This window comes from Stenotrophomonas maltophilia group sp. msm1 (assembly GCF_032025805.1).
GTDB lineage: Bacteria > Pseudomonadota > Gammaproteobacteria > Xanthomonadales > Xanthomonadaceae > Stenotrophomonas > Stenotrophomonas hibiscicola.
On record NZ_JAVSKH010000006.1, the window covers coordinates 192,180 to 218,231 of the forward strand.

Below are 26,052 nucleotides of genomic sequence, written 5' to 3' on the forward strand. Positions count from 1 at the left end.
CGTGCGGCTCGTTCGGAAAGGAAACCCGGAGCGCGCACGCGCGCGCCCGTGAGACCCCGTAGTGTAGCAACCCGGCGGCATCCTCCCGGTAGCCCTCCGGCCTTGCTGCGACAGCGCTTGACCGCCCTTGCCCGGCTTGCCTATCGTGCCTGCATGGAACCCGCCGACCCCCTTGCCCAGCTGCAGGACTTCGCCGCCCGCGTGGAAGCGTTGCTTGAACGCAACCAGCGCCTGGCCGAGGAGAACCGCAGCCTGCGCCACCAGCAGGAACAGCTGGTGGCCGAGCGCTCGACGCTGCTGGCCAAGAACGAGCAGGCGCGCTCGCGGGTGGAAGCGATGATCAGCCGGCTCAAATCCCTGGAGCAGCACACATGAGCGCCGAACCGGTCAGCGTCCGCATCCTCGATCGTGAATACACCGTGGGCGTCGGCGCCGACGAACGCGACAGCCTGATGGCCGCCGCGCGCCTGCTCGATGCGCGCATGCGCGAGATCCGCGGGAGCAACCGCATGGCCGCCGTGGACCGTGTCGCCGTGCTGGCCGCACTGAACCTGGCCCACGAACTGCAGCTGCTGCGCGACGAGAACGCCCGCCAGGCCGTGGCCCTGCAGCAGACGCTGGCCGACCTGAACCGGCGGCTGGACCGCGCCATCGACGGCGGCACCTGAAGACCGTGCACAACGCGTCTTCTCATATCTGAATTGGCACGTACTGTTGCCGACGAACGGCCTATCCAGATCCGGCGCGCTGGCTATAATGGCCACGCGTTCTCTGCGGTACTCGACGGCATGTGCAAACATTCGCCTTGTCCCTTAAGAACGACACCGGGAGCGCGACAGCGCCGGGAGTGCAGGTCCGCCTTGTAGCGGGAAGCCCGATGGTTCTCCAGCGTTCCCACTTGAGCCCCCGGGTTCAAGGTCGTTTCGCATGCATCGACATTGCGGAGAATGCAATATTCCAGCAAGGGCGGCGTCTTCGGGCGTCGCCCTTGTTCTTTCCGGCACAATGACGGCTGATCCTTGCCGCACGCTGCCATGACCGACCCGCGCCAGGCCCTGCGCCACGACCTGCGGCAACGCCGCCGTGAACTCTCCGCAGCTGCGCGCATCGCCGCCGCCGAATCGCTGGCCGATGCCCTGCTCGCCCTGCCGTTTGCCCCGCGCGAAGGCGCCGTGGCCGGCTACTGGGCGCTGGATGGCGAAATCGCCCTGCACCGCTGGCAGTTGCAGTTGCCCGAAGGACTGACCTATTGCCTGCCGGTGCTGGCCGGTGACGTGCTGCGCTTCGCGCCGTGGCGGCCGGGGCAGCCGCTGACCAGCAACCGTTACGGCATTCCCGAGCCGGACGTGGCGCTGGAAGACACCCTGGAACCAGCACAGATGGCGCTGGTGGTGGCCCCGCTGGTGGGTTTCGACACGCAGTGCCGGCGGCTGGGCATGGGGGGCGGCTGGTATGATCGCAGCTTCGCCTTCCGCCACGACCGGCCGGCGCCGCCCTGGCTGGTCGGTGCTGCGTTCGCGGTGCAGCAGGTCGAGTCCTTGCCGGTGGCGTCGTGGGACGTGCCCGTGGATGCGATCTGCACCGAAGACGGCACCCTGTTCCCCTCCGCTGCCCCCGTGAACGCATGACCGCCCGCAAGCGCTACTGGCTGATGAAGTCCGAACCGGACGCCTTCTCCATCGATGACCTGGCCAAGGTCAAGGTCGAACCCTGGAACGGGGTGCGCAATTACCAGGCGCGCAACTTCATGCGCGATGGCATGCAGGTGGGCGACGGCATCCTGTTCTACCACTCCAATACCAAGGTGCCGGGCATCGTCGGCCTGGCCACGGTGGCCAGCACGGCCTATCCGGACGACACCCAGTTCGATCCGAAATCCGACTACCACGACCCCAAGAGCACGCGCGAGAACCCGCGCTGGATGCTGGTGGACGTGGCCTTCGACCGCAAGCTCAAGCAGGTGATCGCGCTGGACGAGATCAAGCTGCACGCCGAAGAGCTCGGTGAAGGCTTCCCGCTGGTTGCCAAGGGCAACCGCCTGTCGGTGTTCCCGGTGACCGCCGCGCAGTGGAAGCTGCTGCTGTCGCTGGAAAAGAAATCCTGATTCCCTGCCTGAGAGTTCTCCCATGTCCGAAGCCAAGCGCCTGGCCGCCGAGAAAGCCATCGAGTACGTTGAAGACGGCATGATCGTCGGTGTCGGCACCGGTTCCACCGTGGCCTATTTCATCGATGCCCTGGCCCGCATCCAGCACCGCATCAAGGGCGCCGTGTCCAGCTCCGAGCAGAGCACCGCGCGCCTGAAGCAGCACGGCATCGAAGTGATCGAGCTGAACCACAGCGGCAACCTGTCGCTGTACGTGGACGGCGCCGATGAGTGCGATCCGAACAAGTGCCTGATCAAGGGCGGCGGCGCCGCACTGACCCGCGAGAAGATCATCGCCGAGGCCAGCGAGCGCTTCATCTGCATCGTCGACCCGAGCAAGCAGGTGCCGGTGCTCGGCAAATTCCCGCTGCCGGTGGAAGTGATCCCGATGGCGCGCAGCCTGGTCGCCCGCCAGATCCGCGACATGACCGGCGGCCAGCCGACCTGGCGCGAAGGCGTGGTGACCGACAATGGCAACCAGATCCTGGACATCCACAACCTGCAGATCACCGATCCGGAAAAGCTGGAGCGCGAGCTCAACCAACTGCCGGGCGTGGTCTGCGTGGGCCTGTTCGCGCGCCGCCGCGCCGATGTGGTGATCGTCGGCGGCGAGCCGCCGGTCGTGCTCTGACCCTTTCGAAGGATCCTGACGATGTCGCTGTTGCGTTCGCTGCTGATGCTCCCGCTGCTGGCCCTGGCTGGCTGCGCCACCGACGCGGCCCGCCACTGGGTCGAACTGGATGGCGCCCGCTACCAGGTCGAGCTGGCCACCAACGATGAAACCCGCGCGCGCGGGTTGATGTTCCGCGACCAGATGGCGGCCGACCACGGCATGCTGTTCATCCACGACCGCGAGGAAATGCAGGCGTACTGGATGAAGAACACCAGGATCGCGCTGGACATCCTGTACTTCGACAGCCAGCGCAGGCTGGTCAGCCAGCAGCGTGATGTGCCGCCGTGCTCGGCCGGCGACATGTGCCCGCCCTACCCCAGCGGTGGCCCGGCACGTTACGTGCTGGAGCTCAACGCCGGCCAGGCCGAGAAGCTGCAGTTGAAGGACGGTATGGAGCTGAAATTCGGCCCGGGCATCGAAAAGTAAGGTGCGGCCGGGCTGCGCCCGGCACGCGCAGTAGTGCCGGCCGCTGGCCGGCAACCCTGCAGGGGCCAGATCCCATTCGCTCGCGAAAGGGATCTGACCCCGGATTTTTCACGCGACACCGCTTGAAACCGCCTGCGAATGACGCCAGTCTGTGGCCATGCAGGACCGGATCACACTCCCCGACTGGGATGCACTGGCCGACCTCGAAGACGAGGCGCTGCCACTGTTGCCGACCGCGCTGCTGATCGCGCGCGATGAATACCCCGATCTGCAGCCGTCGACCTACGACGCGTTGATCCAGAGCCACGTCGACCACCTCCGCTCGGAAGTGGAGAGCATCGACAACAGTCCATTGAAGATGGCGGCGATCAACCGCCACCTGTTCGACGAGCTGGGCTACAGCGGCGACCACGACAAGTACTACGATCCGCGCAACAGCTATCTCAACCAGGTGTTCGAGCGGCGCCTGGGCAACCCGATCTCGCTGGCGCTGGTGCAGATGGAAGTGTCGCGACGGCTGGGGATCCCGCTCGACGGCGTGTCCTTCCCCGGCCACTTCCTGGTGCGCCTGCCGGTGGACGACGGCGTGCTGGTGATGGACCCGTTCAATGGTGGTCGCCCGCTGGACGTGGACGAACTGCGCGAACGCGCCAAGTCACACCTGGGCGGGCAGATGCCCGACGACCAGGTGCTGGCGCAGATTCTCGACCCGGCGCCGGCGCGCGCGATCCTGATGCGCATGCTGCGCAACCTGCACGGCGTGTATGCCGAGGCCGGCGAATGGGATCGCGCCGCGCGCAGTGCCGACCGCCTGCTGAAGCTCGCCCCGGAGCAGGACGATGCGCTGCGTGACCGCGGCCTGGCCTATCTGCAGCTGGAATATCTGGCCGGTGCCCGTCATGACCTGGGGCAGTACCTGAAGCGCAATCCCGAGGCCAGCGATGCACAGTGGCTGCGCGAGAAGCTGATCGACCTCGGCGGGCCGATGCCGCGGCTGCATTGAGGGCGTCGGTGTGTGGACCAACGGTCCACACCCACCGGATGGGCCGGGTGGCCCTCCAGTCAATCGACTTCGACCATCTCGAAATCGGCCTTGGTCACCCCGCAATCGGGGCAGGTCCAGGTCTCGGGAATGTCCTCCCAGCGCGTGCCCGGCGCGATGCCCTCTTCCGGCAGACCCTCCGCTTCGCTGTACAGGAAGCCGCAAACCACGCACATCCAGGTGCGCAAGGTGGTGGGGGTGGCATCGCTCATCGGATAATCACGGCTGGATTCACGGGCCGCCATTGTCCCATCGCGGTCCACTCACCGGTAGCCATCGATGACTTCTGCTTCCCCGGCGCCCCGCGGCGTCTACCTGATCACCCCGGACGAGCCCGATACCGCGCGCCTGCTGGCCCGTACCGCGCCGCTGCTGGCCGCTGGCGCCACCTGGCTGCAGTACCGCAACAAGACCGCCAGCGACGCACTCCGGCAGGAGCAGGCAATCGCGCTGCAGGCGCTGTGCGCACACTACGGCGTACCGCTGATCATCAACGACGACCCGGCGCTGGCGAAGGCGGTGGGCGCGGCTGGCGTGCACCTGGGCGGCACCGACGGTGACATCCCAAGCGCGCGTGCGCTGCTCGGCGCCGAGGCCATCATCGGCGCTTCCTGCTACGACCAGCTGGCCAATGCCGAGAAGGCCGTGGCCGCCGGTGCCAGCTACGTGGCCTTCGGCGCGTTCTTCCCTACCACTACCAAGGTCACCACCAGCCGCGCGGATACCGACCTGCTGCGGCAGAGCGCCGCACTGGGCGTGCCACGGGTGGCGATCGGCGGGCTGACGCCGGACAATGTCGGTCCCATCATCGACGCCGGCGCCGACCTGGTGGCCGTGGTCAGCGGCATTTACGCCGCGCAGGACCCGGTCGCGACCCAGCGCGCCTTCCTCGCCCAGTTCGCGTAACGCCCAGGAAAGCCCCATGAACCACGACCAGTCCCACGCCCTGTTCTCCCGCGCCCAGCAGCTGCTGCCGGGCGGCGTCAATTCGCCGGTGCGCGCGTTCAAGTCGGTCGGCGGCGAGCCGTTCTTCGTCGAACGCGCCGATGGCGCCTACCTGTACGACGTCGACGGCAACCGCTACATCGACTACGTCGGTTCCTGGGGCCCGATGATCGTCGGCCACAACCACCCGGCCGTGCGCCAGGCGGTGAAGAAGGCGATCGACAATGGCCTGTCCTTCGGTGCGCCGTGCGCGGCCGAAGTCACCATGGCCGAAACCATCACCCGCCTGGTGCCATCGTGCGAGATGGTGCGCATGGTCAACTCCGGCACCGAGGCCACGCTGTCGGCGATCCGCCTGGCGCGTGGCGCCACCGGCCGCAACCGCATCGTCAAGTTCGAAGGCTGCTACCACGGCCACGGCGACTCGTTCCTGGTCAAGGCCGGCAGCGGCATGCTGACCTTGGGCGTGCCGACCTCGCCGGGCGTCCCGGCCGGGCTGAGCGAACTGACCCTGACCCTGCCCTACAACGACTTCGAAGCGGCCACCGCCCTGTTCGAACAGCAGGGTGGCGACATCGCCGGCCTGATCATCGAACCGGTGGTCGGCAACGCCAACTGCATCCCGCCGCGCGAGGGCTACCTGCAACACCTGCGTGCGCTGTGCACGAAGCATGGCGCGCTGCTGATCTTCGACGAAGTGATGACGGGCTTCCGCGTCGCCCTCGGCGGTGCGCAGGCGCACTACGGCATCACCCCGGACCTGACCACCTTCGGCAAGATCATCGGCGGCGGCATGCCGGTGGGCGCCTACGGCGGTCGTCGCGAGCTGATGCAGCAGATCGCCCCGGCCGGCCCGATCTACCAGGCCGGTACGCTGAGCGGCAATCCGGTGGCAATGGCCGCTGGCCTGGCGATGCTGGAGCTGATCCAGCAGCCGGGTTTCCACGCCGACCTGGCCGAGCGCACCGCACGCCTGTGTGCGGGTCTGGAAGCGGCCGCCGCCGACGCCGATGTGGCCGTGACCACCACCTGCGTGGGTGCGATGTTCGGGCTGTTCTTCACCAGCGAGAAGGTGGAGACCTATGCGCAGGCCACCGCCTGTGACATCCCGGCGTTCAACCGCTTCTTCCACGCGATGCTGGAGCAGGGCGTGTTCCTGGCCCCGTCGGCGTACGAGGCCGGCTTCCTGTCCAGCGCCCACGACGATGCCGTGATCGAGGCGACGCTGGCCGCAGCACGCGTGGCGTTCAAGGCCGCCAAGGGCTGATCGCAAAAAAGGGGACGGAGGGGATTAAGTCGTTTGTGCACAAACGACTTAATCCCCTCCGTCCCCTTTTTTCAACCGAAGACGAATTTGCCCTTCATCATCGCGAAGTGGCCGGGGAACGAGCAGAAGAAGGTGTAGTCACCGCCCTTCTGCAGGCCCTGGGTAGAGAAACGCACACGCGTGGTCTCACCACCGCCGATCACCTTGGTGTGCGCCAGCACGCGCTTGTCGGCCTTCGGCAGGTAGCTGTCAGCCAGCGTCATGCGCATGCCCGCCATCGCCACCGGCTGGTAATCGGCAGTGCGGGTCAGCACCCAGTTGTGGCCCATCGCGGTAGCGGCCAGCTTGCCGGTGTGGCGCAGGGTCAGGTCTACGGCGGTGCAGTCGGCGGCGACCTTGATCTCGCGGCTGCTGAAGCTCATCTGGTCGGTGCTGTCGATGCTCACCGCACACACCCGCGCCATCGCCGACGGCGCCAGCATCAGCGCGCCCAGTCCCACTGCCACCACCCTAGCCTTCATCGTTGCATCTCCTGCGGATTCGAGCGCCATTCTAGGCAGGCCTATGCCCGCCCGGCTGCGACCGTCTGTCGCATGGCAGCTCCAGGGTTTCCCGCGCACGCATCGCAATGGCATGCTCGGCCGATGCGGATCGATCTGTTGCTGCTGGATGTGGATGGCGTGCTGGTGCAGTACCAGCGCGCGCAGCGCGTGCTGCACCTGGCCCAAGCACTGCAGGTTCCGACGCAGGCCGTGCAGGCCGCGTTGTATGACAGCGGCCTGGAAGCGGCACATGACAATGGCACGCTGGATGGCCCGGCCTATCTGGCGCAGCTGGGAGAACTTCTGGGCACGACTGTCGAAGTGGCTGCATGGACCGCGGCGCGACGGGCCGCCAGCCATCCTCAGGCGGCCGTGTTGCAACGATTGCAGGCCCTGCAACTGCCAATCGCGGTGCTGACCAACAACGGCGCGCTGATGCAGCAGGCATTGCCCACCCTGCTACCGGAACTGTTCCCTGCGCTGCAGGGCCGCGTGTTCTGCAGCGCGGAGTTCGGTCTGCGCAAACCGGCGCCCGCGGTGTTCCTGCGCACGCTGGAAGCGCTGGGCGTGGCGCCTTCGCGCGCGCTGTTCGTCGATGACCTGTTCGCCAATGTGCGTGGCGCGCGCGCTGCCGGCCTGCACGCGGAAACCGTGCGCGATGGCCGGGGATTGGGCAAGGTGTTGAAGCGCTATCGGATTGCGTGAACCACTGATGAGCCTAGCCCATGCTAGGCTCATCGCAGCAACAGCAGCCGAGCATGGGCTCGGCTCTACAGCTATTACTGCCGGCCTCAGCGCGCGGCGATGAACGCGGCAATCGCCGCGCGCAGGCGCTTCAGGCCTTCGGCCACTTCTTCGTCGGTGATGTTCAACGACGGCACGAAGCGCAGCACGTCCGGGCCGGCCTGCAGGGTCAGCAGTCCCTGCTCGGCGGCATGGTCGAGGATCGCCCCGGCCTGGCCGGCGAAGTCCTCGCCCAGCACCGCGCCCAGCATCAGGCCGCGGCCACGCACGTCGCTGAACACGCCGAATTCTTCGTTGATGCGCGCAAAGCCATCGCGCAGCGCCTTCGACTGGCGGCTGACATTGGCGGCGATCTCCGCCGAGGCCAGCTTGCGCAGCGCAACGCGTGCGACCGCAGCGGCCAGAGGGTTGCCACCGAAGGTGGTGCCGTGCGCACCGAACTGCATGGTCTCGGCCACCTTCGGGCCGGCCAGCATCGCACCGATCGGGAAGCCGCCACCGAGTGCCTTGGCCAGGGTGACCATGTCCGGCACCACCTCGTCCTGCCAGTGCGCGAACAGCGTGCCGGTGCGGCCCATGCCGGCCTGGATCTCGTCCAGCACCAGCAGTGCGTTGTGCTGGTCGCACAGTTCGCGCACGCGCTTGAGGAAGCCGGACTTGGCCGGCATCACACCGCCCTCGCCCTGGATCGGCTCCAGCATCACCGCCGCCACGTCACCGGCGGCCATCGCGGTTTCCAGCTGCACCTCATCGTTGAAATCGATGTAGCGGAAGCCACCGGGCAGCGGCTCGTAGCCTTCCTGGTACTTCGGCTGGGCAGTAGCGGTCACCGCGCCAAGGGTGCGACCGTGGAAGCTGCCGCGGAAGGTGATGATCACCCGCTTGTCGGCCGGGCGCCCCTGGCTGGAGGCCCACTTGCGGACCATCTTGATCGCCACTTCGTTGGCTTCGGCGCCGGAATTGCACAGGAACACGCGCTCGGCGAAGCGGCTGGCCTTGACCAGCTCCTCGGCCAGGTGCAGCGGCGGCGCGCTGTAGAACACGTTGCTGGTGTGCCAGAGCTTGCCGGCCTGCTCGACCAGCGCGGCCACCAGGTCCGGATCGTTGTGGCCGAGGCCACACACGGCGATGCCGGCGGCCAGATCGATGAACTCACGGCCCTGGCTGTCCCACACGCGGGCGCCCTGGCCGCGCTCCAGTACCACCTGGCGGGGCTTGTAGACCGGCAGGTAGTAGTGTGAAAGGGAAATCAGCGGATCGGTCGCGGCGGTCATGGCAGTCGGCAGGGTTCAGGAATGCCCATTCTCGCGCCGGAACCCCTGCGGCACAATGCGCCCATGCGACCGTTTTCCGCCCCCCAGCTCAACCCCGCCACCGAGACCGGCTGGCGCCGTCGGTGGTTCGACATCATCTACCGCCATGACACCCGCCCTTCGCGCAATTTCGACCTGATCCTGGTGGTGGCGATCGTCGCCAGCATCCTGGTGGTGATGATCGACAGCGTGCAGCACCTGCATGCCCAATGGTCCACCGGCCTGTACATCCTGGAATGGGGCTTCACGATCATCTTCACCGCCGAGTACCTGCTGCGCCTGGCGGTTGTCAGGCGCCCGCTGCGTTACGCGGTGAGCATCTGGGGCATCATCGACCTGCTGTCGATCCTGCCCGCCTACCTGTCGATGTTCATCCCGGGTGCGCAGAGCCTGCTGGTGGTGCGCGCGCTGCGCATCCTGCGGGTGTTCCGCATCCTCAAGCTGACCCGCTACATCGAGGAAAGCGGCGTCCTGATGACGTCACTGTGGCGCAGCCGGCGCAAGGTGCTGGTGTTCCTGTTCACGGTGATCACCATCACCATCATCGCCGGTGCGCTGATGTACGTGATCGAGGGCCCCGAACACGGCTTCACCAACATCCCGGCCAGCATGTACTGGGCGGTGGTGACCATGGCCACGGTCGGCTTCGGTGACATCGTGCCGCAGACCGTGCTCGGCCGCTTCGTCACCTCAGTGCTGATCCTGATCGGCTACAGCATCATCGCCGTGCCCACCGGCATCTACACCGCCGAACTGGCCAGCACCATGCGCGAGGCCGAACTGGCCGCGCGCCGTGATGCCCGCGGCTGCCCGCATTGCGGGCTGGAGGGGCATGAACCGGATGCGCGGCACTGCCGCAAGTGCGGTGGGATCCTTCCCGAAACGTTCAACAGCTGAGGCCAGCATGCCCAGGTGCGTGGACCATGGTCCCGGGAATGGGATCAGGGAAGGCGACCGCTTGCCGCAGCCAGGTCATCATAGGCATCGTTCAGTCGCGACAGTGCGCCAGGGGACGCATACACCCTGGGCCGCATACCAGGCAACAGCACCGCCGGATCCTGCTCGACAATCGGCTGGCCCTTTTCCAATCGCTCGACACGATGCCAGGCTTCACTGACCAAGGTATCGGCGGAAAGCTCGAGCAGGCGCCACGCCGCCACATCTTTGCCGATGCCACTGCTCTGCGCTTGCTGGAGCATGGTCTGATACTGCTGCAGTTGGTTGCGTGCAGCTGCCAGGTCTGGCGTCGGCCCCCGCAGCGAGCGCACCAGATCACGGCCTTCACCCACGAAACGTAGTGCGTAATAGTCCGTGGACCTTCCCTGATATCCCTCCATCCTCGCCAGCAACTCAGCGCGGTAGGCAAGGTCGTGCTGATGCAGGGCAGCATCCAGCACTTCGTTCGCTGCAAAGTACCTCGCGTAAGCCTGCATCAGGGCAGCGTGCTGGCGGCGCATGCCCGCGCCGCCGTCACGACGGAATTCTTCACGACGATAATAACGATCAACAGGCTCAGCGACGGCCTGCAAGGCCAGCAGCGCCTGATGGTACTGCCGGGCTGCCGCGTCGAAGGTGACGGGGGGCTGCCGCTCCAATGCCTCCGTCACCGCGTTGCCACAGTCGTACTCGACGTCATTGGCACTCCAGCCCGGTCCCCGCGGGGCTGTCTCCGTTCCCGTCGGACCCGCGTCAGCGTCCTTCATCCAGCTTGTATATCGTTCAAATCCCCCCCGAACGCTCAGTTCCATCGCATTTCGGCACTTTGCATAGGCGCTGGCTTTGCGTTCGCGCAAGCCAGAGCCAGACCCAGACCCGACTCCCGCATCGCTGCAGGCCGACAGCAGCAGACAAAGGACGGGAAACACCAGCAGACGGCGACAAGCGGCGGAATGACTCATACGGGACATCCATGTTGTACAGGGGAGGGACAGTACGGCACCAGCGTTATCCTGACGAGGGCTTCCCCGTTTCAGGAACCAGCTCAATCCAGGAACAGATCCGGCAACAGCGCGCGCGACGGATCCACCGCATAGCCGGACAGATCGGTGATACCCGCCTGCGCCAGCACGTCATCGTCGATCAGGAACTGGCCGTGGAAACCCGCCGCCTCGCGCACCAGCACCGCGTGCGCAGCATCGGCCATGATCTGCGGCGTGCGGCAGCCAGCCGCATCCACGCCCGGAATCATGTTGATCGCATCGGTGGCGATGACGGTGCGCGGCCACAGCGCATTCACCGCCACGCCCTGCGGGCCGAATTCCGCGGCCAGGCCCAGGGTGACGAAGCTCATGCCCATCTTCGCCAGCGTGTAGCCGGTATGTGCGCCCCACCACTTCGGCTCCAGGCTCGGCGGCGGCGCCAGGGTCAGGATGTGCGGGTTCGGCGCCTGCAGCAGGTACGGCAGGCAGGCCTGCGCGCACAGGAAGCTGCCGCGCGAATTGACCTGCTGCATCAGGTCGAAACGCTTCATCGGCGTATCCAGCGTGCCGCGCAACCAGATCGCGCTGGCGTTGTTGATCAGGATGTCGATGCCACCGAAGGTGTCGACCGTGGCCGCCACCGCCGCCTGCACCTGCTCTTCCTCCCGGATGTCGCACTTCAGCGCCAGGCCCTGCCCGCCTGCAGCCGTCACCGCTTCGGCGGCGGTGTGGATGGTGCCCGGCAGCTTCGGATTCGGCACCGACGACTTGGCCGCGATCGCCACGTTGGCCCCGTCGCGCGCGGCGCGCAGTGCGATGGCCAGGCCGATGCCACGCGAGGCACCGGTGATGAAAAGCGTTTTGCCCTGCAGACTGCCCACGTTCCGCACTCCAGCGTATGCAATGAGCCGCTAGTATGCCGCGCCGACGCGGAGTTCACCCGCCCTTGACGATACTCGGGCCTCCAGACAACGCACGAGGTCCACGCCATGCGCCGTTCCCGCCTGTTGCTGCCTGCCTTGGGGCTTGCCCTGCTGACTGCCTGCCAGGGCCGTTCGCCGGAACCCGGCAAGGAGCCACCCGCCGGTGACACGCCCAGCGCGGAGAAGGCCGCCGCCGACGGCAAGATGCGCTGGAGCGAGGCGGTGGTCTGGGATGGCGACCTCAACGCCTGCCGCCAGGGCGAGAACGCGGCCACCCGGGATTGCCTTCGCGACGCGATGCGCGCCGGTGGCGCCAGTGCCGAGGCCATCACCGCCGCCGAGCAGTTGTCCACCGGCGGTGAGTTGGCCTATGTGACCGCGTGGCACGAGAACGAAGGACTGGGCATTGCCACGGTCGAGTATCCGTTCCGCGCCAACACCAATGAAGGTACCCGCCTGGTCGATGCCAGCGGCAAGCGCATCGATGTGGATGCCGTGCAGTTGGACGACACCTTGCGTGCCGACCCCACTGTGCAGGAACTGCTGAAGGCCAACCCGCAAGCCACGCCGTTCGCACCGGCGCAGTCGGCCGGCGCCTCGCCGTTGGAGAATGGTGGCATCCGCCTGCTGTACCGCACACCGCTGCGCGACTGCCACGCCTGCCCGGATGTGGGACAGTTGCAGATCGCCTATGACTTCGACGCCAAGCGCAACTTCATCGGCCAGCAGGTGGTACCGGCGACGCCGTAACCCGGAAACGCCGCGTGTCGCCGGACATGGCCCGGCGAGCGCAGTGTCGAATCACCGGTATGCCTGCACCTGCTTCTCCAGCAGATGCGGCACGATCAACCGGTGCACCGGCGCAACCGGCAGCATGTACGCGCGCCCGAAGGCGTGATGCGTATGCACCACGGTCGCCACTTCCAGCACGTCGCCCTGCCACTGCAGCGCCAGCTGCACGCGAAGATGGCGGTCGTCGTCTTCCAGCACGATGGCATCGTCATCCATCGACTGCAGGGTGAAGATGCCGAGCCGCTGGCCGGGTTGAGGATCTTCAACAACCTGCACTGCACGCAACGAACCCAGATGCTTCATGCCCAGCAGGCGCATGCCGTGGTTGCGCAGCGCCATCAGCCCATCGAACCAGCCGGGAATGGTCGCGGCCATGTCGCGGTAGGCCTGCAGGGCCGAGCGCCCATCGCGACGGGTCGTCGCCTGGCAGGCGTGCACGAAGTCGGCGCCAGCCAGCTGTGGGTGCAAGACGCTGCCCACACTCGGCGGGCTGGTCAACACCTGCACACAGCTCACGGCTTTGGCCCCTGCCCTTCGTTGTCTTCCCAATGCAGGATGCGGCGGGTGACGAAGCGGTAGACCGGCTTGCCGGTAGCAAACCACAGTTCGCGCACCCACGAGGTGCGCTTGAGCAACCGCTTCTCCACCGGCGTAAGCGATTCACGGCAGTACATGCGCTTGTGCTTGAGCAGGTGGCGCAGGTCCTCGCGCGCCAGCAGCCGCATCCAGCGCGAGCGCGGGTTGCCGATCACCGCCAGCTGGAAGTCGATCAGCGCCGGCCGTCCATCTTCAGTGACCAGCCAGTTGGCCTCCTTGGCCAGATCGTTGTGGGCCACGCCGTTGCGATGCAGCTGCTGCAGCAGCCGGCGCGCGGAACGGAACCAGGCCAGGTCGCCGCGCGGTGGGCGCTGGTACATGGCGTCGCCGGCCATGAAGCTGCGATCCAGGTGATGGCCATTCCAGGCCAGCAGCTGCGGCACATCGGCCATGCCGTGAATGTGCTGCAGCGCGCTGGCCTCGCGGCGGGCCAGCCACCATGCAGGCAGCCGCAACCACAGCGGCGTGGCACCAAGATCACGGCGCACAAAGGGACCATCGGGCCCTTTCACAAGGAGGATCCGGCCGAAGCTGTCGGCCTTCAAAGCATGCGGTTGAGCGTCGGGCGTATGCGGCATGGGCCCATTCTAGGCGATGGCACTGGTTGCAAACGGTCACCAAGCGGCTGGGAACCAGTCACCTTCACGCCCCTATAATCGGGCAATGGACTCTTCATGGATCGACGCCACGCTCGCGTGGATTGCCGCTCACCCCGTGCTGGCGGGCGCCGTTATCTTCCTCATCGCCTTCTGCGATGCGGTCATCATTCTTGGCGCCATCGTGCCGGCGCTGCCACTGCTGTTCGCGGTGGGCGTGTTCATCGGCCTGGGCCAGATCTCCGGGCCGTACGCGGTGGCGGCTGCGGCATTGGGTGCGTTTGCCGGCGATGGCATCAGTTACTGGATCGGCCGCCGCTGGGGCGACCGCCTGCGCGGCGTGTGGCCGTTCAGCCGTTACCCGCAGCTGCTCGACCGCGGCGAAAACCTGTTCCGCCGCAATGCCTTCAAGAGCATCCTGGTGGCACGCTACGTCGGCGCGATCCGGCCATTCGTGCCCGCCATCGCGGGCATGATGAAGATGCCGGCCAGCCGCTATGTACAGGCCAGTGGTATCGCCAGCATTTCATGGGCGGTCCTGTTCCTGGCCCCCGGCTGGATTCTTGGCGAGGCCTATGACGCGGTGGCCGCGGTGGCCGGTCGGCTGGTGGTGGTGGTCGGCCTGCTGGCGGTGATCCTCGGCCTGGTCTGGGCCATCGTGCTGTACGGCTACCGCTGGTCGGCCGCGCGCATGGACAACTGGTTGGCACGCCTGCTGGACTGGTCCAACCGCCACCCGACGCTGGGCCGCTATACCGTCGGCGTGCTTGATCCCAAGCGCCGTGAATCGGTGCCGCTGGCGATGTTGGCGTTGATGCTGCTGGTACTGGGCTGGGGCTGGTTCGCATTGTTGACCGTGGTGGTCGCGCACGGCGAGCCGCTGGCGATCGACCTGCTGGTGCACCAGGCCATGCTGGCGCTGCGTAACCCGCTGGCCGATTACCCGATGGCCGCGCTGGCGTCGCTGGGCGCCTGGCAGGTACTACTGCCGGCCACCGCTGCAGCGATGGGCTACCTGATCTGGCGCCGGCGCTGGATGGCGGCCGCACATTGGCTGGCCGCCCTCGCCTTCGGCCTGGCGCTGACCATGCTGCTGGGTGCCACCGTGGATGTGGTGCGCCCGGTCGACGCCAGCAGCGGCTTCGGCTTCCCTTCGGTGTCGGTGACCATGGCCACCATCACCTTCGGCTTCTTCGCAGTGTTGATCGCGCGCGAGATGCCCGGCCGCACCCGCGTCTGGCCGTACCTGGTGTCGGGCATCGTGGTCAGCCTGATCGGCTTCTCGCGCCTGTACCTGGGTGCGCATTGGCTGAGCGACGTGATCGGCGGCATGCTGTTCGGCACGTTCTGGCTGCTGGTGCTGGGCATCGCCTACCGCCGCCGCTTCAACCGCTCGTTCTGGGTGAAACCGGTGGCCTGGCTGTTCTATGGCGTCTTCGCCGTCGCCGCGATGTGGTACGCACCGCGCAACATCCCGGTGAAGCTGGAACGCTTCGAGCCGACCCTGCCGGCCCCGCAGGCAATGGACACGCAGGCCTGGTGGCAGCACGACTGGGCCACGCTGCCGGCGCGCCGCAACGAGTTCGACGACGACCAGCGCTGGCCGCTGGACGTGCAGGTGGCCGGTCCGTTGGCACCGCTGCAGGCGCAACTGGAAGCGCGCGGCTGGAAGCGACAGGAGCAGGCCGGCTGGCAGCAGGCGCTGCTGATGCTGGACAAGAACACCGGCGCCGATGACCTGCCGGTGCTGCCGGCGACGCTGGACACCCGCGTGGAAGCGCTGTTGATGGTGCGCCAGGGTGCACATCGCGATGAGCGCTACGTACTGCGCCTGTGGCCAGCCCCTGCACAGTTGCAGCCGGGCAATACGCCACTGTGGCTGGGCAGTGCGCAGACCCTGCGCTACCAGCGCCATTTCGAATGGATCGGCATGTGGCATCCACTGCGCGGCGTCGACCCGGCATTGAACGCGGTGAAGGACGCCGTGCAGGACCTGCCGCAGCGCGAGGATGTGCACAGCGAAACCGGGTTGCCGGTGCTGCGGCTGAAGACCACCACGCCCTGACCGGCACCGGCACGCAGCCACCCACTGTAGAGCCGAGCCCATGCTCGGCTGCCTTCGCGGGAACCATCAAGCCGAGCATAGGCTCGGCTCTACAGTAGATCCACGCCATGCGTGGATGGCATTCCCCGCATACCCCAGCGTGTGCACCAGGGCGCACACCACCCGGGGCAGGCTGTTACGGCATCCAGCCGAGCAACTGCTGCAAACGCTGGTGCGGGTCGTCCAACTGCAGCAGCTGCAACCGCTGCTGCTCGCTCAGCGGCAGCAGCTCGGCCAGCCGCCAGCCGACCCAGCTGGCCTGGTCCAGCAGCGCTGGGTTGGCCGGCGCATAGGCCTCGCCGGCCTGTTCGATGATGTGCCCCAGCACCGTGGCCAGCAGGGCATGCTGCGGCCGCAGTTCGTCGTCTGGGTCTTCATCGCACCAGCGCACGTCGGCCACCACCAGCCCGTTGTCGCGCACACGGGTGCGCTCGACATGGAAGCGGCGAGTGCCGCGCAGACGCAACTGCAGCACGCCGTCGGCGCCGACATCGAAGTCTTCGATGCGTACCTGCACGCCATACGCGGCCGGCGTTGCCGGGGCTCCCACTTCCTGGCCGTCCAGGATCAGGCAGACACCAAAGCCCTCACCACTGCGGCCGCTGTCGCGCACCAGATCCAGGTAGCGCCGTTCGAACACGCGCAGGCCCACCGCTGCACCCGGTACCAGCGTGGTGTGCAGCGGAAACAGCGGCAGTGAACCGTCGACGCTCATCGGGCCTGCAGCGCGGCAAGGAAGCGGCGCGGTGCGCCGTCGAAGCCACCGTTGGACATGAACACCACGTGGTCACCCCTGCGCGCGCTGGCCTGCAATTGCGCCAGCAGCGCGTCGGTATCGGGCACCGCGTGCGCTTGGCCGCGCACTGCGGCGATCACCGCAGCGGCATCCCAGGCCAGTTCCGGGCGATGCAGGAACACCACTTCATCGGCCAGCGCCAGCGAGGGTGCCAGCGCCTGCGCGTGTGCGCCCAGCCGCATCGAATTGCTGCGCGGCTCCATCGCGACCACGATGCGCGCATCGCCCACCTTGGCGCGCAGCCCTTCCAGCGTGGTGGCGATTGCAGTCGGGTGGTGGGCGAAATCGTCGTAGACGGTGATGCCCTCATGGCTGCCGATCACTTCCATGCGGCGCTTGACGCTGCGGAAGCGCGCCAGCGCCGGGATCACCTCGGCCGGCGCAACACCCACCGCATGTGCGGCTGCCAGCGCCGCCAGGCCGTTGAGCACGTTGTGGCGGCCCAGCAACGACCACTGCACATCACCCAGTGCCTGCCCTCGGTGATGCACGCGGAACGCGCTGCCATCGGCAGCCAGCAGTTCCGCATGCCACTCCAGCGATGGATCGAAGCCGAAGCGCTCAACCGGGGTCCAGCAGCCCATCGCCAGCACTTCGGCCAGATGCGGGTCCTCGCCATTGACGATCAGTCGGCCACGCGCCGGCACCGTGCGCACCAGGTGATGGAACTGGCGCTGGATCGCGGCCACGTCCGGGAAGATGTCGGCGTGGTCGTATTCAAGGTTGTTGAGGATGGCCACCAGCGGCCGGTAGTGCACGAACTTGCTGCGCTTGTCGAAGAAGGCGGTGTCGTACTCGTCGGCCTCGACCACGAACTCGCGGCCCTGGCCCAGGCGGGCGGAGACGCCGAAATCCTCGGCGACGCCGCCGATCAGGAAACCGGGAGAACGACCGGCGCTTTCCAGCAGCCAGGTGAGGATGGTGGTGGTGGTGGTCTTGCCATGGGTACCGGCCACGGCCAGCGTGTCGCGGCCCGGCAGCACCTGCTCGGACAGCCACTGCGCACCGGAGATATAGCGCTGGCCGGCGTCGAGCACGGCCTCAACCGCGGCATTGCCGCGCGAGAGTGCGTTGCCGATCACCACGTCGTCGGTGCCCGGTGGCACGCTGTCGGCGCGGTAGCCCTGGTCCAGGGTGATACCCAGCTGCTCGAGCTGGGTGGACATCGGCGGATAGATGGCCTGGTCACTGCCGCTGACCGTATGGCCCAGTTCCCGCGCCAGGGCGGCCACGCCGCCCATGAAGGTGCCGGCAATTGCAAGGATATGTACGCTGCTCATGACCGAGGATTGTGACCGATGACGGCTGTATAGGGCCAATGTCCGCTCTTGGGTAAGACAAGTCCTACACAGGATGTGAGGAAACTCCAATCATCTGCCAGGGAAATCCCGATAGCGATGTTCTGTGAACCCGGACACAATTCGAACTGCCAGCCGCAGTACCCGAACCGGTCCTACTCCCCAAGAGGCCATCCCCAAGGGAGCTCATGCTGCGGGGCCCTGAGCAAGCCCTCTGCTGGCGCCTATCAAACGACACAGGCCTGATCCTCACGGACCAGGCCTGTGTTTTTTCTGCGCCCGTGCGGCCGGCAGCACGCCGGCCCCGCCGGGTCAGGCGTTGATCGCCGCCAGGATGCGGGCTTCGATCTCGTCCAGCTCACCGACGCCGTCAACCCGGGCCAGGGTGCCACGGCCAGCGTAGAAGTCCACCACCGGGGCGGTCTGCTCGTTGTAGACCTGCAGGCGCTGGCGCACCGCTTCCGGGTTGTCATCGGCGCGGCCCTGCTCCTTGGCGCGGCCGGCGATGCGGTCCACCAGCAGTTCGGTGGGCACGTCCAGCTGCACCACCGCGTCCAGCGGCTGGCCGATCTTGGCCAGCAGGCCGTCCATCGCATTGGCCTGGGCCACATTGCGCGGGTAGCCATCGAGGATGAAGCCCTTGGCGACATCGGCCTGGGTCAGGCGCGACTCCAGCATGCCCAGCAGGATGTCGTCCGACACCAGGTTGCCGGCATCCATCACCGTCTTGGCCTGCTTGCCCAGTTCCGTGCCCGCGGCGATTTCCGCGCGCAGCATGTCACCGGTCGAAATGTGGGCGATCCCCAGCTTTTCCTTCAGGCGCGTCGCCTGTGTCCCCTTGCCCGAACCGGGCGGTCCCAACAGAACCAATCGCATTGACCTGACTCCAACGTGTTGAAAACAAAGAAGGTTCGCGTCCCGGACGGGCCGGTATCGCTGCACCGCAATAGCGCCACTTTACCGCATCCGGGTAATGTCCCTGCAATGTCCTTTCCCCCGAGCAGGTAGACGCATGCGCAACGGTACCCTCCTCTACGCCCAGTCCGGCGGTGTTACTGCGGTCATCAACGCCACGGCGGCGGCGGTGATCGAGCAGGCCCGGGCCAAGGGCATCAAGGTCCTGGCCGCCCGCAACGGCATCCTCGGTGCCCTGCGCGAGGAACTGATCGACACCAGCAGGGAGAGCGCGGCCGCGATCCGCTCGCTGGCCCATACCCCGGGCGGCGCCTTCGGCTCGTGCCGGGTCAAGCTGAAATCGCTGGACGCCGACCGCGCCCGCTACGACCGGCTGCTGGAGGTGCTGCGCGCGCATGACGTGCGCTGGTTCCTCTACAACGGTGGCAACGACTCGGCCGACACCGCGCTGAAGGTTTCGCAGCTGGCCAAGGCCTCCGGCTACGACCTGACCTGCATCGGCGTGCCCAAGACCATCGACAACGACCTGGCAGTGACCGACACCTGCCCCGGTTTCGGCTCGGCGGCCAAGTACACCGCCGTCTCGGTGCGCGAAGCGGCGCTGGACGTGGCGGCGATGGCCGAGACCTCCACCCGCGTTTTCATCTACGAGGCCATGGGCCGCCACGCCGGCTGGCTGGCCGCGGCCGCAGGCTTGGCCGGCAACGGCGATGACGAGGCGCCGCACATCATCCTGCTGCCCGAACGCGCCTATGACGAGGCGGCGTTCCTGGCCAAGGTCAAGGCCGTGGTCGAGCGCGTCGGCTACTGCGTGGTGGTGGCATCGGAAGGCATCGCCACCGCCGATGGCCGCTTCGTTGCCGACGCCGGCGGCGGCAAGGATTCATTCGGGCACGCGCAGCTGGGCGGCGTGGCCGCGCACCTGGCCGGCCGGGTCAAGGACCAGCTGGGCATGAAGGTGCATTGGGCCCTGCCCGATTACCTGCAGCGCTCGGCCCGCCATCTGGCCAGCAGGACCGACTGGGAGCAGGCGCAGGCGGTCGGCAGGGCTGCGGTGCAGCTGGCGCTCAAGGGCCAGAACGGCGTGATGCCGGTGATCGTGCGCAGCGGCGACGCGCCCTACCGCTGGAAGATCGAAGCGGCGCCGCTGTCGAAGATTGCCAACCATGAAAAGAAGATGCCCGCCGGCTTCATCCGCCGCGACGGCTTCGGCATCACCGCCAAGGCGCGCGCCTACCTGTCACCGCTGATCAAGGGCGAAGCGCCGCTTCCGTATGGCACCGATGGCCTGCCGAAGTACGTCACCCTGAAGAACGTGGCGGTGAAGCAGAAGCTGCCGGCCTTCGAAGGCTGAGGTGCACCTGCGCCCTGTGCGGAGCACAGGGCGCATTGCGGAGACCACCGAAGCGCCCCACAATCGGGCTCCGGCCCGGGGCAAAGGGGCCGCCGCAAGCCAGATTCGACGCTGCCCGGCCACGTGGCCCGGGCCTGTGCTGCCATTTCACAAGGACTGTAACCATGAAGCACCCGATCCTGATCGCCGCGCTGCTGTGCGGTGCCGCCGCACCCGCCTTCGCTGCGACCTGCGAAAGCAACTTCCAGAAGAAGGGCAACCCCTTCGTCGGCACGACCTTCACTTCATCGGTCACCCATCCGGACCTGACCGTGGCCAGTGCCATCGGCCAGATGCGGGTGATCGCCAAGAACGCCAACATGGACGTCCTCAGCGAGGACGTGGAAGGCGGCTCGATGCTGATCGAAGAGCCGGAATCGTTGGCCCACAAGCCGATCCCGATGATCATCAGTGCCACCTCCGAAGGCGGCCAGGGTACCGTCGGCATGGTGGTGAAGGTCAACAAGGGCGCCATTGCCTCGGCCGATGGCGTGCGCGAAGAAATGTGCAAGCTGCTCAACCAGGTCAAGCCGGGCAAGGCTGGCGAACAGGCGGCCAAGGCCACTCCGCAGGCGTCGGTGGTAACGATCGCCGCCGACCGCTTTGGCTTCCAGCTGCGCAACCAGAACAAGGACAACCCGGCCGCGATCGAGCCGCGCTACAAGGGCAAGACCTACGCCATCACCGGTCGCATCACCACCGTGCTGCGCAGTGGCGGCACCTACAACACCAGCTTCGACCTGCCCAGCGATGGCAGCATCGACTTTGAGCGCGTGGCCATTTCCTGCTCGTTCGCAGCCAACCAGGCCGCGTATGCGCTGGCCCTGCGCCCGCGCGAGAAAGTGACGCTGACCGGCGTGGTCGACAGCTATGACCAGGTGGGACGTGTGTTGTGGCTGAAGGACTGCCGCGGCAACTGATTGCTGCAGGCATGGGGAAAATGCCCGGGTGCGCAGGCGCCCGGGCATTTTCCTTTCCACAGCGGTTCACGCCTGGCGCACGAGCATCGCAGGATGATGGACGCCCCGCCTGGAGATCATCATGGCCTTGCGCGTTGTTCGACTGGGAACGCCACGCCAACCCGGCGAGGGGCTGCGTATCGGTACCGTGCGGCGCCCGCCGCGCGGCGTGCCGCGCAGCGAGTTCGCCCGGCAGGACTGGTACGACGTCTGGTTCCCGACCCTGTCACCCAGCGCGGCACTGGTGAAGCAGGCGCACGAGGCGAAAACGGCCGCCGACTGGAACGCGTTCTTCCGCCACTACAAGGCTGAGATGAAGTCCCCGGATGCGGCCCACGCGCTGGACCTGCTGGCTGCGATGTCGCAGCACAGCGACCTCAGCGTGGGGTGCTACTGCGAGGATGAGGCGCACTGCCACCGCAAGGCGCTTCGCGAGCTGCTGGTGGCGCGCGGGGCGACGCTGGCCGGAGAATGATGGCGCGCCGCAGTAGATCCACGCCATGCGTGGATGCGGCATCGGTGCCGACCAACGGTCGGCACCCACCTGTATCAATTACAGGCCTTGCCTTCCATCTGCAGCTGCGCGGCAAACATCGTCACCTGCGGAATCTGGCCGGCAGCCGCCTGCTTCTTCGCCTCTTCCAGATAGATGCGCGACTGGCCCTGCCCATCCAGCTCGACCTTGTTGCTCGACGGCAGGCGCCACACCCGCACCACTGCCTGTTGGGCCGGGCACGCCGCGCTCGGCACGCGGATCACATCGTTGAGCTTCCAGCCCTTGTCGGCACTCGGCTGTGCCTTGGTGTAATCGACGAAGCGCGCGCGTGGCTGGCACTGCTCGCTGGTACGCACGGCCGAGAAGCGGTAGGGCGCGGCGGCGTCGCCGGTGAACGCACCTTCCAGCCGCGCACAGGCCTCGGGGATCTGGCGCAACGTATGCACCGCACCCACCGCCTGGGGCACGCCCACGGCACGCTGCAGTTCCGGGGTTTCCGCGGCGAATGCCGGCACGGCCGGGACCAGGGCGGCAAGCATCAACAGGGACAGGCGCATGTGGGATCTCCTACGGGACTGTGCGCAGGCTTGCAGAGACTGGCTTAACGGGGCGCAAAGGCCTGATGGCTCTCGAATGGTGTCCATGGCCCGGCGGCAGGGCCCGCGCGCATGGCGATGCGTTCCGTCTTGAGGGCGCCCACAGGATCACGAGGTGCGGCTCGTAGAGGCCAGTCGAGCATGGCTCGACTCTACAAGTGGCGGCACGCATACTGCGGGCACCAGGGAATGCTGAACACCGCCATACGTCGGACGACCGCCAAGGTCGGTACGGGTTGGTTCCAGGCTGCAGCCCGTCGTCCCCCTCGTGGTGCCGTTCATCGCCACTGGATGCCTACATCCATTCTGCGGAGGGGTCTAATGCTGGAACGTCACGGGCTTTCATTGGCGCTGGGCTGCGCCATTCTCGCGATCCTGTTCGGAATCGTCTCGGCGCGCTGGATCCTGCGCCAACCCACCGGCAATGAGCGCATGGTCGCGATCGCCACCGCGATCCAGGAAGGTGCGCGTGCCTACCTCAACCGCCAGTACCTGACCATCGGCATCGCCGGCGTGGTGCTGTTCGTGCTGGTCGGGGTGTTCCTCAGCTGGTATACCGCGATTGGATTCGCGGTCGGCGCGGTGCTGTCCGGCGCCGCCGGCTACATCGGCATGAACGTGTCGGTGCGCGCCAACGTGCGCACCGCCGAGGCCGCACGCCATGGCATCAGTGCGGCGATGGACGTCGCCTTCCGCGGCGGTGCGATCACCGGCATGCTGGTGGTCGGCCTGGGCCTGCTGGGTGTGGCCGGCTATTACGCACTGCTGCTGCGGATGGGCCTGCCGATGGAACAGGCGCTGCACGCGCTGGTCGGTCTGGCGTTCGGTTCGTCGCTGATCTCGATCTTCGCGCGTCTGGGCGGCGGCATCTTCACCAAGGGCGCCGACGTCGGCGCCGATCTGGTCGGCAAGGTGGAAGCCGGCATTCCCGAGGATGACCCGCGCAACCCGGCGGTGATCGCCGACAACGTCGGTGACAACGTCGGCGACTGCGCCGGCATGGCCGCCGACCTGTTCGAGACCTATGCAGTCACCGTCATCGCAACGATGCTGCTGGGCAGCCTGATGCTGGCCGAGGCGGGCGCCAATGCCGTGCTGTATCCGCTGGTGCTGGGCGGTGTGTCGATCATCGCCTCGATCATCGGTGCGCTGTTCGTCAAGGTGAAGCCTGGCGGCTCGATCATGGGCGCGCTGTACAAGGGCGTGATCGTCTCCGGCGTGCTGGCCGCGATCGCGTTCTACCCGATCACCACCGGGCTGATGAGTGACAACGTACATGGACCGATGCCACTGTACGGCTGCGCGTTGATCGGCCTGGTCCTGACCGGGCTGATCGTGTGGATCACCGAGTACTACACCGGCACCCAGTACAAGCCGGTGCAACACGTGGCGCAGGCCTCGACCACCGGGCACGGCACCAACATCATCGCCGGCCTCGGCATCTCGATGAAGTCCACTGCACTGCCGGTGGTGGCGGTGTGTGCTGCGATCTGGGGTGCGTTCGCGCTGGGTGGCCTGTATGGCATCGCCATCGCCGCCACCGCGATGCTGTCGATGGCTGGCATGATCGTCGCGCTCGATGCCTACGGACCGATCACCGACAACGCCGGCGGCATCGCCGAAATGGCCGAGCTGCCCTCGGAGATCCGCGACATCACCGATCCGCTGGATGCGGTGGGCAATACCACCAAGGCAGTGACCAAGGGCTATGCGATCGGCTCGGCTGCACTGGCCGCACTGGTGCTGTTCGCCGACTACACCCACAACCTGCAGGCCGCCAACCCCGGCCAGGAATTCCGCTTCGACCTCAGCGACCACACGGTGATCATCGGCCTGCTGATCGGCGGCCTGATTCCCTACCTGTTCGGTGCGATGGCGATGGAAGCGGTCGGTCGTGCGGCGGGGGCAGTGGTGGAAGAGGTGCGGCGCCAGTTCCGCGAGATCCCCGGCATCATGCAGGGCACCGGCAAGCCGCAGTACGACAAGGCGGTGGACATGCTGACCCGCTCGGCGATCCGCGAAATGATCGTGCCCTCGCTGCTGCCGGTGGTGGTGCCGGTGGTGGTCGGCCTGCTGCTGGGGCCGCGCGCACTCGGCGGTCTACTCATCGGCACGATCGTGACCGGCCTGTTCGTGGCCATCTCGATGACCACCGGCGGCGGCGCCTGGGACAACGCCAAGAAGTACATCGAGGACGGCCACTTCGGTGGCAAGGGCAGCGAAGCGCACAAGGCCGCGGTGACCGGTGATACCGTCGGTGACCCGTACAAGGACACCGCCGGCCCGGCAATCAACCCGCTGATCAAGATCATCAACATCGTCGCGCTGCTGCTGGTACCGCTGTTGTAGATCCACGCCATGCGTGGATGGCGGCGCCGAATGGGGTCAGCGCCCTTTCCTGCGGAAAGGGAGCCGACCCCATCGTCAATCACCGCCCGCGCAGGAAGAAGGACACCGGCACCATCACGTCCACCGGGTCGCCGGCTACCTCGGCCGGCGGCGCCGGTACCGGGCTGGCACGTCGCACGGTGTCCAGCGTCTCCTGGTCGAGCAACGCGAAGCCACTGCCGCGGCCCAGTGTCAGCCCCGAGACCGCGCCATCCCGGGCCACGGCAAAACGCACGTAGACCACGCCCTGCTGGCGCAGCCGCTCGGCCTGGCGTGGATAGCGCCGATGCTTCTGCAGATGCCCGAGCAGTCGCCCCTCCCAGGTGGCCTCGGCGCGACTGCGCTCGCCGGCGGTGGTCTGCGGTGCGGTGTACCGTGCGGCCGCGTCGGCCGCCACCTGCGGCGGTGCGCTGGTCTGCGCGACATTGGCCTCGGCGGTGTCCGGCGAGGGCGTCGGCTCCGGCGTACGCGGCGGTGGCAGGTCACCCTGCGGCTGCACCGGTGCCTTGGGTTGCTCACGCAGGGCCGGTTTCGGCGCCTGTCGCTGCTGTTGCTGTTGCAGCGGCCCAGTTGCCACCTCGCGCGGCGGCACCGGAGGCGCCTGTGCCATCGGCGCCAGCTCCAGCATCAATGCAGCGGGCGGCGCTGCGGCGGCCACCGCCGGTGCGCGCGCCGCCCACCAGCAGGCCACGCTGACCAGCAACGCATGCACCAGCAGCACGATCGCCAGGCTGGTCGCCCAGCGCCGCAGTCCGCTCATCGCGCGCCCTGCTCCAGTCCAACCAGTGCCACCTTCAGGTAGCCCGCCGCACGCAGCGCATCCAGCGTTGCCATCAGTTCACCGTAAGGCACGCGGGTATCGGCACGCAGGAACAGGCGTTGCGAGGTGTCACCGTGGGTGGCTACCTGCAATGCAGCGGCCAGCCCGTCACGCGCCACCGCCTGCTCGCCCACGCGCAGCGACAGATCGGCCTGCACGGTCACATACACCGGCGCCTGTTCGGGCGGCGTGGCACTGGCGCTGCTGGCCGGCAGCTGCACCGGCACTGATACGGTGGCCAGCGGTGCGGCTACCATGAAGATGATCAGCAGCACCAGCATTACGTCGATGAAGGGCGTGACGTTGATCTCGTGTGCTTCTTCCGGTGCGTCGTCGCGGTCGGACCCGGTCCTGATCGCCATCGT

Annotated in this window: 30 protein-coding genes and 1 other RNA gene; 18 read left to right on the forward strand and 13 right to left on the reverse strand. The window is 67.2% G+C overall.

The annotated features are described in order from the left end of the window. The first annotated feature begins 153 nt into the window (after positions 1-153). The 8 genes from ROV95_RS21125 (at position 154) to ROV95_RS21160 (ending at position 4,245) form a co-directional block, all read left to right on the forward strand. Entirely contained in the window at positions 154-375 is a 222-nt protein-coding gene (locus ROV95_RS21125) for a TIGR02449 family protein (protein WP_005410898.1), read from the forward strand. After that, positions 372-668, forward strand: a complete 297-nt coding sequence (locus tag ROV95_RS21130) for a cell division protein ZapA (protein WP_019661999.1) — start codon at positions 372-374, stop codon at positions 666-668. The genes ROV95_RS21125 and ROV95_RS21130 overlap by 4 nt, the downstream gene beginning before the upstream one ends. A 97-nt stretch (positions 669-765) precedes the next feature. Next, a non-coding RNA gene (ssrS, locus tag ROV95_RS21135) (6S RNA) lies at positions 766-951 on the forward strand. A gap of 83 nt (positions 952-1,034) precedes the next feature. Beyond that, entirely contained in the window at positions 1,035-1,628 is a 594-nt protein-coding gene (locus tag ROV95_RS21140) for a 5-formyltetrahydrofolate cyclo-ligase (RefSeq protein ID WP_021204571.1), read from the forward strand. Next, entirely contained in the window at positions 1,625-2,104 is a 480-nt protein-coding gene (locus ROV95_RS21145; protein WP_005410901.1) for an EVE domain-containing protein, read from the forward strand. The genes ROV95_RS21140 and ROV95_RS21145 overlap by 4 nt, the downstream gene beginning before the upstream one ends. Positions 2,105-2,126: 22 nt before the next feature. Next, entirely contained in the window at positions 2,127-2,774 is a 648-nt protein-coding gene (gene rpiA / locus ROV95_RS21150) for a ribose-5-phosphate isomerase RpiA (protein WP_005419003.1), read from the forward strand. Between the two features lie 21 nt (positions 2,775-2,795). Further along, entirely contained in the window at positions 2,796-3,242 is a 447-nt protein-coding gene (locus ROV95_RS21155; RefSeq protein WP_312546291.1) for a DUF192 domain-containing protein, read from the forward strand. Positions 3,243-3,399: 157 nt separating this feature from the next. Beyond that, a complete protein-coding gene (locus ROV95_RS21160) occupies positions 3,400-4,245 on the forward strand; it encodes a SirB1 family protein (RefSeq protein WP_019662001.1) in 846 nt (281 codons plus the stop codon). Between the two features lie 59 nt (positions 4,246-4,304). Here ROV95_RS21160 and ROV95_RS21165 read toward each other — a convergent pair whose 3' ends face one another. Then, positions 4,305-4,529, reverse strand: a complete 225-nt coding sequence (locus tag ROV95_RS21165) for a rubredoxin (RefSeq protein WP_021204573.1) — start codon at positions 4,527-4,529, stop codon at positions 4,305-4,307. 34 nt (positions 4,530-4,563) lie between these two features. Between ROV95_RS21165 and thiE the strand changes: the two genes are divergently transcribed. Next, positions 4,564-5,190, forward strand: a complete 627-nt coding sequence (thiE, locus tag ROV95_RS21170) for a thiamine phosphate synthase (RefSeq protein ID WP_164144697.1) — start codon at positions 4,564-4,566, stop codon at positions 5,188-5,190. A gap of 16 nt (positions 5,191-5,206) precedes the next feature. Continuing rightward, positions 5,207-6,496, forward strand: a complete 1,290-nt coding sequence (gene hemL, locus ROV95_RS21175) for a glutamate-1-semialdehyde 2,1-aminomutase (RefSeq protein ID WP_312546293.1) — start codon at positions 5,207-5,209, stop codon at positions 6,494-6,496. A 71-nt stretch (positions 6,497-6,567) separates the two neighbouring features. On the opposite strand, the gene azu is transcribed toward hemL, so the two are convergent. Further along, positions 6,568-7,017: an azurin gene (gene azu / locus ROV95_RS21180; protein WP_312546295.1), complete on the reverse strand. Its 450-nt coding sequence runs from the start codon at positions 7,015-7,017 to the stop codon at positions 6,568-6,570. A gap of 123 nt (positions 7,018-7,140) precedes the next feature. Between azu and ROV95_RS21185 the strand changes: the two genes are divergently transcribed. After that, entirely contained in the window at positions 7,141-7,743 is a 603-nt protein-coding gene (locus ROV95_RS21185; RefSeq protein ID WP_111101884.1) for an HAD-IA family hydrolase, read from the forward strand. An 86-nt stretch (positions 7,744-7,829) separates the two neighbouring features. On the opposite strand, the gene ROV95_RS21190 is transcribed toward ROV95_RS21185, so the two are convergent. After that, positions 7,830-9,056 carry an acetylornithine transaminase gene (locus tag ROV95_RS21190; protein ID WP_019662006.1) on the reverse strand — a complete coding sequence of 409 codons (1,227 nt, stop codon included), beginning with the start codon at positions 9,054-9,056 and terminating at the stop codon, positions 7,830-7,832. A gap of 63 nt (positions 9,057-9,119) precedes the next feature. Between ROV95_RS21190 and ROV95_RS21195 the strand changes: the two genes are divergently transcribed. After that, positions 9,120-9,992 carry an ion transporter gene (locus tag ROV95_RS21195; protein WP_312546298.1) on the forward strand — a complete coding sequence of 291 codons (873 nt, stop codon included), beginning with the start codon at positions 9,120-9,122 and terminating at the stop codon, positions 9,990-9,992. A 44-nt stretch (positions 9,993-10,036) separates the two neighbouring features. On the opposite strand, the gene ROV95_RS21200 is transcribed toward ROV95_RS21195, so the two are convergent. Together ROV95_RS21200 and ROV95_RS21205 are read right to left on the reverse strand one after the other, a co-directional pair. Next, entirely contained in the window at positions 10,037-10,993 is a 957-nt protein-coding gene (locus ROV95_RS21200; RefSeq protein ID WP_312546300.1) for a DUF3829 domain-containing protein, read from the reverse strand. 83 nt (positions 10,994-11,076) lie between these two features. Beyond that, a complete protein-coding gene (locus ROV95_RS21205) occupies positions 11,077-11,895 on the reverse strand; it encodes an NAD(P)-dependent oxidoreductase (RefSeq protein ID WP_058983483.1) in 819 nt (272 codons plus the stop codon). Positions 11,896-12,003: 108 nt separating this feature from the next. On the opposite strand from ROV95_RS21205, the gene ROV95_RS21210 reads away from it, so the two are divergent. Then, complete coding sequence (locus ROV95_RS21210; RefSeq protein WP_021203633.1) at positions 12,004-12,687, forward strand: hypothetical protein; 684 nt, start codon at positions 12,004-12,006, stop codon at positions 12,685-12,687. Positions 12,688-12,738: 51 nt separating this feature from the next. On the opposite strand, the gene ROV95_RS21215 is transcribed toward ROV95_RS21210, so the two are convergent. Both ROV95_RS21215 and ROV95_RS21220 read right to left on the reverse strand, forming a co-directional pair. Beyond that, entirely contained in the window at positions 12,739-13,245 is a 507-nt protein-coding gene (locus tag ROV95_RS21215) for a DUF2867 domain-containing protein (protein ID WP_312546303.1), read from the reverse strand. Further along, positions 13,242-13,904, reverse strand: coding sequence for a serine/threonine-protein kinase (locus ROV95_RS21220; protein ID WP_312546304.1), 663 nt, complete (start codon positions 13,902-13,904; stop codon positions 13,242-13,244). Before ROV95_RS21220 ends, ROV95_RS21215 begins: the two co-directional genes overlap by 4 nt. A gap of 85 nt (positions 13,905-13,989) precedes the next feature. Between ROV95_RS21220 and ROV95_RS21225 the strand changes: the two genes are divergently transcribed. Then, positions 13,990-15,987 (forward strand): bifunctional DedA family/phosphatase PAP2 family protein, encoded by a 1,998-nt coding sequence (locus ROV95_RS21225; protein WP_111098765.1) that lies wholly within the window; start codon positions 13,990-13,992, stop codon positions 15,985-15,987. 175 nt (positions 15,988-16,162) lie between these two features. Here the strand turns inward: ROV95_RS21225 and ROV95_RS21230 are convergent, their stop codons facing one another. The 3 genes from ROV95_RS21230 to ROV95_RS21240 all read right to left on the reverse strand — a co-directional run bounded on the left by ROV95_RS21230 (position 16,163) and on the right by ROV95_RS21240 (position 18,996). Beyond that, positions 16,163-16,741: an LON peptidase substrate-binding domain-containing protein gene (locus tag ROV95_RS21230; protein WP_021203629.1), complete on the reverse strand. Its 579-nt coding sequence runs from the start codon at positions 16,739-16,741 to the stop codon at positions 16,163-16,165. Continuing rightward, entirely contained in the window at positions 16,738-18,102 is a 1,365-nt protein-coding gene (gene mpl / locus ROV95_RS21235) for a UDP-N-acetylmuramate:L-alanyl-gamma-D-glutamyl-meso-diaminopimelate ligase (RefSeq protein WP_312546306.1), read from the reverse strand. The genes ROV95_RS21230 and mpl overlap by 4 nt, the downstream gene beginning before the upstream one ends. Positions 18,103-18,432: 330 nt before the next feature. After that, entirely contained in the window at positions 18,433-18,996 is a 564-nt protein-coding gene (locus ROV95_RS21240) for an adenylate kinase (protein WP_019662016.1), read from the reverse strand. Positions 18,997-19,132: 136 nt separating this feature from the next. Here ROV95_RS21240 and ROV95_RS21245 point away from each other — a divergent pair, with 136 nt between their 5' ends. The 3 genes from ROV95_RS21245 (at position 19,133) to ROV95_RS21255 (ending at position 21,862) form a co-directional block, all read left to right on the forward strand. Further along, a complete protein-coding gene (locus ROV95_RS21245; protein WP_134731329.1) occupies positions 19,133-20,389 on the forward strand; it encodes a 6-phosphofructokinase in 1,257 nt (418 codons plus the stop codon). 164 nt (positions 20,390-20,553) lie between these two features. After that, a complete protein-coding gene (locus tag ROV95_RS21250) occupies positions 20,554-21,348 on the forward strand; it encodes a hypothetical protein (protein WP_019662018.1) in 795 nt (264 codons plus the stop codon). A 121-nt stretch (positions 21,349-21,469) separates the two neighbouring features. Continuing rightward, on the forward strand, positions 21,470-21,862 hold the full coding sequence (locus ROV95_RS21255; RefSeq protein ID WP_111098769.1) for a DUF488 family protein: 393 nt from the start codon (positions 21,470-21,472) through the stop codon (positions 21,860-21,862). 74 nt (positions 21,863-21,936) lie between these two features. On the opposite strand, the gene ROV95_RS21260 is transcribed toward ROV95_RS21255, so the two are convergent. Beyond that, the gene (locus ROV95_RS21260; RefSeq protein ID WP_058983500.1) at positions 21,937-22,440 is read right to left on the reverse strand and encodes a hypothetical protein; all 504 of its coding nucleotides are present in this window, start codon (positions 22,438-22,440) and stop codon (positions 21,937-21,939) included. 360 nt (positions 22,441-22,800) lie between these two features. Here ROV95_RS21260 and ROV95_RS21265 point away from each other — a divergent pair, with 360 nt between their 5' ends. After that, positions 22,801-24,828: a sodium-translocating pyrophosphatase gene (locus ROV95_RS21265; protein ID WP_019662021.1), complete on the forward strand. Its 2,028-nt coding sequence runs from the start codon at positions 22,801-22,803 to the stop codon at positions 24,826-24,828. A 79-nt stretch (positions 24,829-24,907) separates the two neighbouring features. Here ROV95_RS21265 and ROV95_RS21270 read toward each other — a convergent pair whose 3' ends face one another. Then, entirely contained in the window at positions 24,908-25,627 is a 720-nt protein-coding gene (locus tag ROV95_RS21270) for an energy transducer TonB (RefSeq protein WP_312546311.1), read from the reverse strand. After that, positions 25,624-26,049, reverse strand: coding sequence for a TonB system transport protein ExbD (exbD, locus tag ROV95_RS21275; RefSeq protein WP_019662024.1), 426 nt, complete (start codon positions 26,047-26,049; stop codon positions 25,624-25,626). The genes ROV95_RS21270 and exbD overlap by 4 nt, the downstream gene beginning before the upstream one ends. Between the last annotated feature and the right edge of the window lie 3 nt (positions 26,050-26,052).

Excerpts from the sequence above, each read along its gene's own strand:
- ROV95_RS21125 (WP_005410898.1), top strand. The coding sequence starts at position 154 with ATGGAACCCGCCGACCCCCTTGCCCAGCTGCAGGACTTCGCCGCCCGC.
- ROV95_RS21130 (WP_019661999.1), top strand. The coding sequence starts at position 372 with ATGAGCGCCGAACCGGTCAGCGTCCGCATCCTCGATCGTGAATACACC.
- ROV95_RS21140 (WP_021204571.1), top strand. The coding sequence starts at position 1,035 with ATGACCGACCCGCGCCAGGCCCTGCGCCACGACCTGCGGCAACGCCGC.
- ROV95_RS21145 (WP_005410901.1), top strand. The coding sequence starts at position 1,625 with ATGACCGCCCGCAAGCGCTACTGGCTGATGAAGTCCGAACCGGACGCC.
- rpiA (WP_005419003.1), top strand. The coding sequence starts at position 2,127 with ATGTCCGAAGCCAAGCGCCTGGCCGCCGAGAAAGCCATCGAGTACGTT.
- ROV95_RS21155 (WP_312546291.1), top strand. The coding sequence starts at position 2,796 with ATGTCGCTGTTGCGTTCGCTGCTGATGCTCCCGCTGCTGGCCCTGGCT.
- ROV95_RS21160 (WP_019662001.1), top strand. The coding sequence starts at position 3,400 with ATGCAGGACCGGATCACACTCCCCGACTGGGATGCACTGGCCGACCTC.
- ROV95_RS21165 (WP_021204573.1), bottom strand. The coding sequence starts at position 4,529 with ATGGCGGCCCGTGAATCCAGCCGTGATTATCCGATGAGCGATGCCACC.
- thiE (WP_164144697.1), top strand. The coding sequence starts at position 4,564 with ATGACTTCTGCTTCCCCGGCGCCCCGCGGCGTCTACCTGATCACCCCG.
- hemL (WP_312546293.1), top strand. The coding sequence starts at position 5,207 with ATGAACCACGACCAGTCCCACGCCCTGTTCTCCCGCGCCCAGCAGCTG.
- azu (WP_312546295.1), bottom strand. The coding sequence starts at position 7,017 with ATGAAGGCTAGGGTGGTGGCAGTGGGACTGGGCGCGCTGATGCTGGCG.
- ROV95_RS21185 (WP_111101884.1), top strand. The coding sequence starts at position 7,141 with ATGCGGATCGATCTGTTGCTGCTGGATGTGGATGGCGTGCTGGTGCAG.
- ROV95_RS21190 (WP_019662006.1), bottom strand. The coding sequence starts at position 9,056 with ATGACCGCCGCGACCGATCCGCTGATTTCCCTTTCACACTACTACCTG.
- ROV95_RS21195 (WP_312546298.1), top strand. The coding sequence starts at position 9,120 with ATGCGACCGTTTTCCGCCCCCCAGCTCAACCCCGCCACCGAGACCGGC.
- ROV95_RS21200 (WP_312546300.1), bottom strand. The coding sequence starts at position 10,993 with ATGAGTCATTCCGCCGCTTGTCGCCGTCTGCTGGTGTTTCCCGTCCTT.
- ROV95_RS21210 (WP_021203633.1), top strand. The coding sequence starts at position 12,004 with ATGCGCCGTTCCCGCCTGTTGCTGCCTGCCTTGGGGCTTGCCCTGCTG.
- ROV95_RS21220 (WP_312546304.1), bottom strand. The coding sequence starts at position 13,904 with ATGCCGCATACGCCCGACGCTCAACCGCATGCTTTGAAGGCCGACAGC.
- ROV95_RS21225 (WP_111098765.1), top strand. The coding sequence starts at position 13,990 with ATGGACTCTTCATGGATCGACGCCACGCTCGCGTGGATTGCCGCTCAC.
- ROV95_RS21230 (WP_021203629.1), bottom strand. The coding sequence starts at position 16,741 with ATGAGCGTCGACGGTTCACTGCCGCTGTTTCCGCTGCACACCACGCTG.
- mpl (WP_312546306.1), bottom strand. The coding sequence starts at position 18,102 with ATGAGCAGCGTACATATCCTTGCAATTGCCGGCACCTTCATGGGCGGC.
- ROV95_RS21240 (WP_019662016.1), bottom strand. The coding sequence starts at position 18,996 with ATGCGATTGGTTCTGTTGGGACCGCCCGGTTCGGGCAAGGGGACACAG.
- ROV95_RS21245 (WP_134731329.1), top strand. The coding sequence starts at position 19,133 with ATGCGCAACGGTACCCTCCTCTACGCCCAGTCCGGCGGTGTTACTGCG.
- ROV95_RS21250 (WP_019662018.1), top strand. The coding sequence starts at position 20,554 with ATGAAGCACCCGATCCTGATCGCCGCGCTGCTGTGCGGTGCCGCCGCA.
- ROV95_RS21255 (WP_111098769.1), top strand. The coding sequence starts at position 21,470 with ATGGCCTTGCGCGTTGTTCGACTGGGAACGCCACGCCAACCCGGCGAG.
- ROV95_RS21260 (WP_058983500.1), bottom strand. The coding sequence starts at position 22,440 with ATGCGCCTGTCCCTGTTGATGCTTGCCGCCCTGGTCCCGGCCGTGCCG.
- ROV95_RS21265 (WP_019662021.1), top strand. The coding sequence starts at position 22,801 with ATGCTGGAACGTCACGGGCTTTCATTGGCGCTGGGCTGCGCCATTCTC.
- ROV95_RS21270 (WP_312546311.1), bottom strand. The coding sequence starts at position 25,627 with ATGAGCGGACTGCGGCGCTGGGCGACCAGCCTGGCGATCGTGCTGCTG.
- exbD (WP_019662024.1), bottom strand. The coding sequence starts at position 26,049 with ATGGCGATCAGGACCGGGTCCGACCGCGACGACGCACCGGAAGAAGCA.